The 9,721-nt window shown below is 62.6% G+C and carries 14 protein-coding genes; all 14 read right to left on the bottom strand.

Annotated elements, in window-relative coordinates; all coding sequences use genetic code 11:
- Positions 1 to 408 (bottom strand): hypothetical protein (locus ACODRW_RS23960; RefSeq protein ID WP_488906871.1); only part of this gene is annotated, 408 nt, incomplete at its 3' end.
- Positions 401 to 787: a hypothetical protein gene (locus ACODRW_RS23955; RefSeq protein ID WP_488906870.1), complete on the bottom strand. Its 387-nt coding sequence runs from the start codon at positions 785 to 787 to the stop codon at positions 401 to 403. The genes ACODRW_RS23955 and ACODRW_RS23960, both read right to left, overlap by 8 nt.
- On the bottom strand, positions 784 to 1,074 hold the full coding sequence (locus tag ACODRW_RS23950; protein ID WP_488906869.1) for a hypothetical protein: 291 nt from the start codon (positions 1,072 to 1,074) through the stop codon (positions 784 to 786). Before ACODRW_RS23950 ends, ACODRW_RS23955 begins: the two co-directional genes overlap by 4 nt.
- A 6-nt stretch (positions 1,075 to 1,080) precedes the next feature.
- Positions 1,081 to 1,707, bottom strand: a complete 627-nt coding sequence (locus ACODRW_RS23945; protein WP_488906868.1) for an ASCH domain-containing protein — start codon at positions 1,705 to 1,707, stop codon at positions 1,081 to 1,083.
- 88 nt (positions 1,708 to 1,795) lie between these two features.
- Positions 1,796 to 3,232 (bottom strand): DNA (cytosine-5-)-methyltransferase, encoded by a 1,437-nt coding sequence (dcm, locus tag ACODRW_RS23940; RefSeq protein ID WP_488906867.1) that lies wholly within the window; start codon positions 3,230 to 3,232, stop codon positions 1,796 to 1,798.
- Positions 3,233 to 3,326: 94 nt separating this feature from the next.
- Positions 3,327 to 3,620, bottom strand: a complete 294-nt coding sequence (locus tag ACODRW_RS23935; RefSeq protein WP_488906866.1) for a hypothetical protein — start codon at positions 3,618 to 3,620, stop codon at positions 3,327 to 3,329.
- Entirely contained in the window at positions 3,620 to 3,811 is a 192-nt protein-coding gene (locus tag ACODRW_RS23930) for a hypothetical protein (RefSeq protein ID WP_488906865.1), read from the bottom strand. Before ACODRW_RS23930 ends, ACODRW_RS23935 begins: the two co-directional genes overlap by 1 nt.
- Before the next feature lie 48 nt (positions 3,812 to 3,859).
- Positions 3,860 to 4,762, bottom strand: a complete 903-nt coding sequence (locus ACODRW_RS23925) for a ribosome modulation factor (protein WP_488906864.1) — start codon at positions 4,760 to 4,762, stop codon at positions 3,860 to 3,862.
- A gap of 12 nt (positions 4,763 to 4,774) precedes the next feature.
- Entirely contained in the window at positions 4,775 to 4,993 is a 219-nt protein-coding gene (locus ACODRW_RS23920; RefSeq protein WP_488906863.1) for a hypothetical protein, read from the bottom strand.
- A 3-nt stretch (positions 4,994 to 4,996) separates the two neighbouring features.
- Positions 4,997 to 5,605 carry a 3'-5' exonuclease gene (locus ACODRW_RS23915; RefSeq protein WP_488906862.1) on the bottom strand — a complete coding sequence of 203 codons (609 nt, stop codon included), beginning with the start codon at positions 5,603 to 5,605 and terminating at the stop codon, positions 4,997 to 4,999.
- A 32-nt stretch (positions 5,606 to 5,637) separates the two neighbouring features.
- Positions 5,638 to 7,452, bottom strand: coding sequence for an AAA family ATPase (locus ACODRW_RS23910; protein WP_488906861.1), 1,815 nt, complete (start codon positions 7,450 to 7,452; stop codon positions 5,638 to 5,640).
- Positions 7,453 to 7,459: 7 nt separating this feature from the next.
- Entirely contained in the window at positions 7,460 to 8,626 is a 1,167-nt protein-coding gene (gene recT, locus ACODRW_RS23905; RefSeq protein WP_488906860.1) for a recombination protein RecT, read from the bottom strand.
- Complete coding sequence (locus ACODRW_RS23900; RefSeq protein ID WP_166451995.1) at positions 8,623 to 9,441, bottom strand: PD-(D/E)XK nuclease family protein; 819 nt, start codon at positions 9,439 to 9,441, stop codon at positions 8,623 to 8,625. The genes recT and ACODRW_RS23900 overlap by 4 nt, the downstream gene beginning before the upstream one ends.
- Positions 9,441 to 9,721, bottom strand: a 281-nt coding sequence (locus tag ACODRW_RS23895; RefSeq protein ID WP_488906859.1) for a hypothetical protein, incomplete at its 5' end; no start/stop codon positions are given. The genes ACODRW_RS23900 and ACODRW_RS23895, both read right to left, overlap by 1 nt.

Genomic DNA, 9,721 nt, shown 5'->3' with positions numbered 1-9,721 from the left:
AATCAAACTTTCAGCTAACTTCCGCCATCCGTCCGGCACGGCCGGCGCCTGCTGAACTATCAAGGAATCCTTGACGGTTGCCGGCGCAGCTTCGAGCATGGCGCGCAACTGACGAGCGTAAATGTGCAAACGCGTTACATTTCGACTTGCGACTTGCAGCAGTTGCCACGTCTCGAAATGCTCGTCACTCCATGATTCTGGCTTTGTCTGTTGGGCGTAATCGAGATCAGCAATACTCAGGCGCCCGGGGAAATCCGGCACTACCGCTACCGTGGGCTGGAGGCTGGTGGCCTCGGCGGCTGCCATGGCTTCCCTGGCAGGCGAGAACACATCGTTATCCCAAGCCATGCCGGCTTCGCGCTGTATATGTTTCAGCGCCTCCAGCAGTTGCTTTTCCAGTTCAGTCATGTTGCTTCTCCTTGCCGGCCAGCGCCGCTTCAATTCTGTCCCACAGCTTTTTGCCGCCTTCGTCGCACGACTCGCGGCCCGCGCCGAGCCAGGTTTGCCAGATTTTCAGCAGAGCGAAGGCGTCGGGCGGCACGGGCTGGGCATACAGCGCGGTGCATTTGGCGCGAATCTCCGGGTGCGTCACGGCAAGCGGCTGCTCATACCACAGGCCTTTCTCGCCCGGCAGTTGCTGGAACCACGCCACCGGCCCGCCTGCCGCCGCCGTCTCAGCATTGACAGCCGCCTCCAACGCCTGAATGTGTTCGTCCGTCAGCTCGCCGTCGCGGTCGGCCGCGATAACGGCGCGCGCGGCGTCGATCAGGTTCTGTTGAATTGTCATTCCATCACCTCCGCGTCTACTTCCAGGTGTCGAACCTTATATTTGATGGCGGCCTCTGCATCCGGACTGCAGGTTTCTGCCCACTCCGCCTTGCCGATCCCTTCAACAAAAATCGGGTCAGATTGGCTGGCAAACTGGGAGGCGACATATTCGAAAATGCCTTCTTGCTCGCCTTCTACGTCGAACATGTAGCTCTCGAACTCGGCGATGGACTCCGGGGTCAGGAGCGTATCATCAATGTCCAGTTCGACTTCAAATGTCATGGTGACTTCGAGTGTTTTCTTCATTTGCGCTCACCTCTCAACTCGTTTGAACGAAATTCGCCACACATACGGGTTCGCATCCCAGCTGCCGGCACCATAGAGCTCTACCCATAGCAGCTTGAACCATGTGATTGGGTCGTAAGGATTGGGATTGCCGTCTACCGTACTCGGCCAGCCTTCGGCCTGCGCATCAGCGAATGTGATGTCCTGCAGCCGCTCCACGCGGATGTCGGTTATCTCCAGCAACAGGCGGGAGGCCCAGCGCGGCATGTGGATGGAAGGAACATTGGTGCCGCCTTGCTTTCCGTAGGCATGCATGCGCATCCAGCTGATGGCGTCACTTGTGGTGTTGTCGATAGGTCTAAAGTGGTCGTCAGCAAGGTAGCGTACGCCATCTTGCCCGCTCTCCAACTCCTCCGCGCGGCAAGTCTCCCGCACCCAAAGCCGGTCGCCGGGTTGGCCGTAGGGGCACGGGTACCAGATATCGCCGCCGTTATCGCAGTCCTCGCGCCATGGCCACAGCTTGCCGCTGTCGTTCTCTTCAATTGACATGCACGGCGTCTGCTTGAACTTGATCTGCCGCCGCGTCATGGTCTTTGCATCCGCCAGGACTGCGCGAACCATGGCGCCGGTGTACAGCATCGGGCGTTCTTTCATGCTCACTCCCAATAAGTAAGGGCCGCCGCGGCGACCCATCGAAGAACAAGCCGGCCATCTCGATAGCCGGTGTGGACCCAGCAGCCTGTCATGCGGCGTCCTTCCGCCGCGCGCGCAGCGCCTCGTCAATCCGCCGGCCCAGCCACTGAACGACCGGAACCGCCTTGCTGTTGCCTATCGCTTTGTAGCGCGGGCCGTCTGCCGCAGGTTTGCCGCGAAAAGTGACATCGGTGTAGACATCCGGGAAGCCTTGTAGGCGCTCGCATTCGATTGGCGTCAGCCGGCGGACGGACATATCACGAAGTACGCCGTAATGCCGGCGTGACCCATTATTAGCATCAAGGGTCGCATGGGTATCAGAGAGGCGAACCCCAGACTGGCTGGACTGGAATGCAAAAACCGCATTCTCCTGCCCCTGGTTTCGGCCAAGCGTATGAGCGAGGTTCACATTTACGTCCGGGTCTTGGGTGCCGTGGACCGACATAACTGGAATGATCGGCTGGCCGCGTCCCGTGCCGTCCTCGCTGGCGTCGAAGCCTTCCGCCTTGAGCGTGTGGGTGATATCGCCAGTGACGCACTGAACCGGAATGAGTAGGCCGCTCTCCGCATCCTGCTGCGTTGCAGATCCCGCCGCCTTCCCATTGGCCTGTAGCGTGCCGTCCAGCCGCTGGACGGCAAACGTATCAAACTCGAAATCAATTCGTTGCCCTTTTGAGGTCAGGCAGGCGGCGACGTCAAGGCTGCCGGCAGTTCGCCCCCCTCCAAAGCATTCGATGATGTGGTTTGCAGCGGCTTCGTCTGGTCCGATTCGCCAACCGCCACCACTTGAAGCGCCCGTAGTAACGGCTCCGGCAATTCGCGCTTTCGCTTCTCTGCTCGGCGCAGAATCCCGGCGCACGCCGTCGAACTCAAAAAGTACCGAGGCGGGATCAAACCCTTTTCGAGCACTTGCGACAACGAACACACGGCGGCGGCGTTGGGCCAATCCGAAATATTGGGCATCGAGGACTCGCCACGCGATTGCGCGCGCGGGTCCAAACACACAACCAGCGTTCGTCCACTTTTTCCCTGCGGGCTGCAGCTCGCAATCTTCTCCGGCAAGCGCGCCCAGGAAGCAGCCAAAGGCGTTATCTTTGCTGGAGAGGACGCCGGGGACGTTCTCCCAGACGATGACGGCTTCCGGCTCTCCGCGCCGGCGTCGAATAAAGTCAATTGCATCTGCCAGCTCCACGTACTTGATAGTCAGCGCGCCCCGATCATCGGCCAGGCCTTCGCGCAGGCCGGCTACGCTGAACGCTTGACACGGCGTTCCGCCGACCAGCAGTTCCGGCGCCTCAACCTCGCCGGTGAGGACACGCCGCGAGATCCTGGTCATGTCACCTAGGTTCGGCACATCCGGGTAGTGATGGGCGAGCACTGCGGACGGAAACGCCTCGATCTCCGCCAGCCATGCCGCCGCCCAGCCAAGCGGATGCCAGGCCACGCTGGCGGCTTCAATGCCGCTGCAAACTGATCCGTAGCGCATATTTGTTCCTACAAAAACGAAACCGCCCACTTGGGCGGCTGGTTGATCGGCGCGCCGGGATTGAGCCGGCGCCACTGCGCGAGGTCGTCTTCGGTCATGTGCTCACCTTTCTGTAAACCTTGAGCTGCCGCTCCCGCCGCACGATCCGCAGCAGCCCGGCGTTGACGGCATCGGTGCAGATCAGCCGCGCCGATTCGATGCTCAAACACAGCAACTTGGCGACGTCCGCGCTCGTGAACTCGCCGCGCGGCATGTCTTCTACGCGATGCTCTACCCGGTCAAGCGAGTACCGCGCGCCCGCCGGCTTGCGCTTCTTCGGCTCAGGCTTATAGAACAGGTGCGCGAGGCCGGGCACGACGCGCGGATCGCTCTTGATGTCGGGGTACATCACGCCGCGGCCTCACGAACCAACTGGATCACGTTGTCGCGAGACTCCGGCGACAGGCTGGCCACGGCCAAGGCTGCTTCCAGTTCTTTTATGCGCAGGTCAGCCGCTGCGAGTTGAGCCTCCAACTGTCGTACTTCTCCTTCGCTCGGGCTCAAGCGAACTGCTGGCAGCAAGTTTCTTTCGCTGGTCATGTTGTGGTCCTCAGTGGGCGCCCACGGCGCCCAGGTGTGATTCGGTGATTACGCGGCAGCTGCGGTGTCTGCGTCGTTGCTGCTATTCGCGTCAAGCTGTTCCAGCGTGCCGCCGGCGTCCAGCCAGGCTTGAACCCAAGCTGGCTTACGGCCGCGACCGGTCCAAGTCAGGCGGGAGTCGTCCGGATGCTGGTAGCGCACTGCCGGGCTCGTGGTAGCGGCCTGCTCCTCTGTTTCCGGGCCGTCCCCGTCGTTCGGCTCTGCCTGCTCACCGCCGTCCAGCTCCTTGTGAAACTCTTTCCAGCCTTTGACCCATTCGATGCACAGCGCGCCGGACATGATCGGGCAATCGCTCTCCGGCTTGCCGGCCAGCGCCGCTTCGTAGCCGTCGTCAAAGGCCTTGTCGAGCTGTTCCTCGGTCGGGGTTTCATCGCCCGGCGCCGGCAATTGCGGCGCGTCGGCGACGAACTCGGCGTCGACAACATTGCTGCCGAAGATGTCGCCCATGCCGCCGCCATCGTTTTCGCGGTACTCGTGGCCGAGGTCCATCGCGCGCTGGTCAGGCTCGCCGACGATCTCGTCCATGCCGCCGAGGTTTTCGTCGGCGTTGGCCACCACAAGCAAGCAAGTCTTGCCGGTGGCGCGCATCAGATCCACGATACCGGCGGCGTTCTGATTAACCTTGAACTGGACCTTCACGCCGTCCTTGCTGACGAACTGCTCAAGATGGGCGGGAACGGTGACGCGACCCTCGGAGCTCAGCAGGTGGATGGCCATTTTGACGTTCGACTCGACGCGATTGCGCATACGCTCGATCACGTCGTCCTGCTTGGCCTGGCTGAGCTTCTGCCAGACATCCGGCAGCAGCTTCACTTCAGCCACCAACGCGCTGAGCAGGTCTTTACCGATGGTGTCGGAGGTCATCGCGCGGAAGTCTTTGTTGTCTTGCATGGGGTGATCCTTTCAGATTGAGGAGGCAATGCGTTCAAGGTGATGTCGCTGCAGACTGCTGATGTGCATGCCCATGCCGTACTGCTTCAGCCGGGCTTGCATGGTTTCGATGAAGTCGCGGTCCCAATCGCTGCCGTTGCGGGCGTTGGTTTCCGCGTCTGAGAGAAGGTCTCGCAGCCGGTCGGGCGTATAGAGCGTGCTGGCCGGCCGCGTGGAGATGACGCGGCTCATGGCCTACGCCGCTTTGCGGTGTTTCAGAATCCCGAAGTACACGTCGCGGCAGCCGGCGACATCCACCATGGCATTGTGCGCTCCGTCGAGCTTGCGGCCGGTGAAGAACTCGAAGGCCTCGCCCAGGTTCGGCGGCTTGGCGTTTTTCTTGCCGGCGGCCAGCATCTTCTCGGTCGGCGGCGGGTTGACGATCTTGGTGCTGTTCGAGCATGTGCAGAACGCCGAGCCCTCTTTCCAGTCATCGGCCACGGCCTCGCCATACACGCGCATCAGCTCGATGCGGACCATGCGCATATCGAACGATTCGTTGTGACCGACGCGGATATCCGCGCGGCTCCACAGCCCCAAGAACAGGTCCATAGCCTGCCCGAGCGCGATGCCGAAGGCTTCGCAGAGCTCGGTTGTGATACCGGTCAGCTGGGCGACCTCGTCCGGGATGACCCAGCCGTCCGGCTTGATCAGCAGATTCATGCCGGCCAGAACAAGGCCGCTGTCCTCGTCGACCAGCTCGGCAGCGATCTGGGTAATGTGGGGCTGGGACGGGTCTTCGGACGGCAGATTCCACTGCGGCAATCCGGTCGTCTCGGTGTCGTAGAACAGAATGGGTTTCATGGGTTTTCCTTTGGTAATCATGGTCAGAAAGGTCAGGCGGCTTTCGCGAGATCCTGGCCGGCGACCTCGCCGTCCTGAATCCAGATGGCTTGAACGATCTCGTCGCTCTCCGGCGCAGCCTTCAGCGTGCCGAAGACCAGCGCGGTGTCGATTTGGTCGTCCAGGCCTTCAAGCATGTCCAGCAGTTGGCCGCGGCCGGCCATGCTCAGCACGTCGAACCGGTCAAGCAGCACAATGCGCAGTCCGCTCATGATCGACAGCGCCAGCGCAATAACGCAGTCCGCGCGCCACTGCTCAGACTCGGACAGCAGGCCGTACACGCGACCGTCGGCGGTGATGTCCATTTCGCGGCTGATCTGCACCCGCGACCAGCCAGCCATCTGCGAGAGCTCGAACAAGCGGTCGTTCACCGGGCGCAGCGCCTCGGCCAGAATTTCGGCCGGGATACCGTCCGGCGCCATGGCGCTGGCCACCGCCGACCAGGCTTGAACGTCGGCGTGGTGCAGGGCGGCCTGCTTGGTGCGCTGGACCGCCTCGGCGGATTCGCGGTGCTTCTCCAGCAGCTGCGCCAGGTCGGCGGCCAGTTGTTTATGGCTGGCCTGCAGCGAGTTGATGCGCTCAGCCAACTTGCTTACATCCTGCTCGGATACCGGCGCCGCAGCTCCGTCGCTCAGTGCTTTCAGCTGCGCCTCTGCGTCTTCTGCGATCTTCAGGTCGCGCTCATCGTTGGCCACCGCGCGGCTCATCATGTCCAGCGAATGCTGGAGATCCGGCAGCCTCGCCAGATCCTGAGCGCTCGGCGGGATACCGTCGTCGGCCAAGCTGCCATGCTCCGCTGAGTACTGATCCAGCACCTGGCCGGCGGCCTTCAGATGCCCCCGTTGTTCCGCATTCATGTCGCCAAAAGGAATGGACATGGTCAGCGACACGTTCAGCGCGCGCGCCAGGTCATGAACGAGGCCAACGCGCTGCACAGGGCCGGCAGTGATGGATTCCACCTGATCACGGACATTTGCCAGATCAAGCTGGTCTTGCTTCAGCTTGTTCCTGATGCGAGGGAGCATTGCCGCCAGCTCGGTCAGCTTGGCGGCCTGCCGCTGCCGGTCATCTTGCTGCTGCTTACGGGCGCGCAATTCGCCCAGGCTCTGCTGGCACTGGCCGATTTCATCCTGAACCGCCTGAGCGGCGGCCTTGGCACGCTGGATTTCAGCATCCGGCACGGCCGAAGCGTCAACGCTCCAGTCCTCTGCCTTCTTGTCGCCGTACACCTCGCCCGTCACCCCTTTCCATGCGCCGCGCGCTTCGGTGGCGCGCCGCTTTGCGTCGGCCTCGGCCGCCGGAAACCCTGCGCCTACCACCGGCAGCACCGCGTCGATATAGCGCTGCTCCACGCCGCGTTCGAGCAAGCGCTGCTCCACGCCGCGTTCGTCCACGCCGCAGCCGGTTAGGGCAAACAGCGCAGTGCGCCGCGCATCCGGATCAGCAGCAGCGAATGCCGCAGGGTTCAGGGCGAACGGCAGCGCAGCGCGGAAGCTTTCCGAGTCATCAAGCGCTCCGCCGCCAGCGAAGACGACCTTGCCGTCTGGCAGCTTCAGCGTGGCGACGCGGCCGTCGTCAAACTCGACGCTTACCGACGCCCCCTTCTGCCCTTCCATTACCAGTTGGCCAAAGTCCTTTTTCTTGGCCACCCGAGACGGCAGGCCGGACAGCGCCATCGCGATGGCGTCACGCAGCGAGCTTTTGCCCGCGCCATTGTCGCCGGCGATCAGCGCGATGCGGCTGGAAAGAGAAAGGCCCGCGTGTCGCAGGCCTTGGAAGTTTTTCGCGATAATCGCGGTGATTTTCATGTCGTGATTACTCCAGATTCCGCTGACGGCGCGGGCGGTCCGCGCTGGCCTGCTGGTTGTTGATGGTCTGCTCGACGATTGCTTGATCCTTCTCCGACAGGCTGCGAGCTATGTCGCGCGCCATGTCCGGATCACCCTTTCTCACGAAGGCCAGCGCCTCTTCCAAGGTCGGCTGGTTGATCTGGTCGAACTGCTCGGGCTCGCTGGCGTCGCCGCGGTCGTCATTGACGCGCACCGGCTCGGCCTGGCGACGCTGCTGCATCGCGTTCCGGAACTGCTGTTGGGACAGCACTTCGCCGGTGCTGGTATCTACGTCGTCCGGGGCCGATTCAGCGCCGTCAACGTCGCCGGCGTCGCTGCCAATCTGCAGCGTGTCGTCGTCAATCACGCTGTATTCTCCGGTCAGCACGTTGTCCAGGCCCTGGCTATGGCCATCGGTGGCGCGCCCTTCCAGCGCCGCAGCGGTCGCGACCTCTATCGATACGGGCAAATACTTGAACAGCCGGCGCAGCACCGTCTTGCGTCCCATCTCGACGAAATGCTGACCCCATACCGTTTTTGCCTTGTCGCGTGCGAACTTGTAGTTCTGGCTAGCATCGCGGATCTCTTCGATCTGCCCCTTGCTCATCACCTCGAAGGCATAGCCGCCTCCGACCAGCTTGGCGACAGCGTAGAAGGCAATCACCTGGCCACGCTCCCCCAGCGCCGGCTTATGGTCCAGACGCTCGTTTAGCCCATAGGCAAAGTCGAACGCGTCCTTTTCGCAAACCTCGTGAGCGGTGATGCTGACGATCTGGCCAGAACGACGCGACAAGTCGATCAGGCCTTTGTAGCCGAATACGATCTGAACCTCGGTCACCCCCTTCTGCCTGTTGTCGAACGGGATCAGGTAGGCATGCCCGAGTGGGGTATTCGGCTCCAGTCCGAGCTGGGAGCACTGCACCACTGCGCCGAACAGGCTCTCAACGGTGCAATTCATCAGCTTCGGGGTGGTGCGCATGGCGCCAAGCGCGATCTTGAGCATGCGCTCGGCGTCCATGTGCTTGGGCAGTACGGCCAGCAGCGTCGCTTTCTGGCTCTCGAAGAACTTCTTCACGCTGCCGACGCCGGCGTCTCGCGCCACCATTTTGGAGGTATGCTTGAGCTCGGCCAGGTTGGTTGCTGCAGTGGTCATTGCTGGTCATCCTTGAATTTGCACACCTTCCAGCGCGCGCAATATTTGGCGCTGCACAGGTGGCTGGTTGGGTTGGGTGGGAAAAGCCCGCTGCGGAACATGTCCGCGGCGTAGTCCATCAGGCCGGGCGAATCATCGGTGCCGATCAGCTGGTCGCGGGCGCCGACGATCTGGCCGGTGGCGACCTCCGGCGAGCCGCTGGTTTTCAGGCCGATAATGTCTGCCGGCAACGTCACCGCCTGGCCGGTGGTGCGCTCGTACAGCAGTTCATAGGTGCCGATCTGCGGAGCGTGCCCTTTCGTTTTCGCGCGCCCTTGCGTTACCGCGCTTACGCCGCTCTTGATGTCGCAGATGCCGACGCCGCCGGCGCCATCGGCGCGCGCGCGGCTGCGGTCCAGCGTCCCGCGGATCTCGATGACGATGCCGCCGCCGCAATCGATCCGCCAGGGCACGACCTCAAGCTCCACCGCGACATAGTGGTAAAGCGGCGCGATCTCTTGGCAGTACCGGGTCAGCAACTTGCGCCCGATCACCTCGGCGTCGCGCCGGCTCAGCTCGTCGGCGGACCAATCAACATCCCGCTCCGGCGAGGTCAACTCATCAACCAGCACCGGCACAACGTCCAGGGCGCGGAGCTCTTCGCCGCGCATCCTGGCTTCATCGAAAGCGGCGGTTGCCGCATGTATTGCGGTGCCAAGCTGAGCACGCGGGCTGCTTGGCATCCGCATGCCAAGGATGTTTGCGCCCTCCCAGCGATGGGCGCAGTCGAACAGGCTGGCCCAGCTGGAAGCGCGGACACGGAAAGCACCAGACATCACTCGGCCTCGCTCTTCAGCTGGTTAGCTGCCGCCGCATCGACGAAGCGCCGCGCCGCGCTCGTCAATTGCGCAAAGCTCGGCCCCATCGGGTTGCGATCGTGCACCCGGCGCAGCAATTGCTGCCCGATATAGAGGTGCAGCTCGTCCAGCAGGCCGGACGGCGTGCCGGCGATCAGTTGGTCGATGAAGGACTCGCCCATGCCGCGGGCGCACTCGGTGTCCGACAGCATCAGATCCGCTTCACGTTCGATGGCGAGCGTTTCCAGCTCATCCGCCG

Source organism: Chromobacterium sp. FG89 (assembly GCF_057808735.1).
The sequence above is the reverse complement of the archived record's forward strand: the minus strand, read 5'-3'. Positions and strand labels throughout refer to the sequence as shown.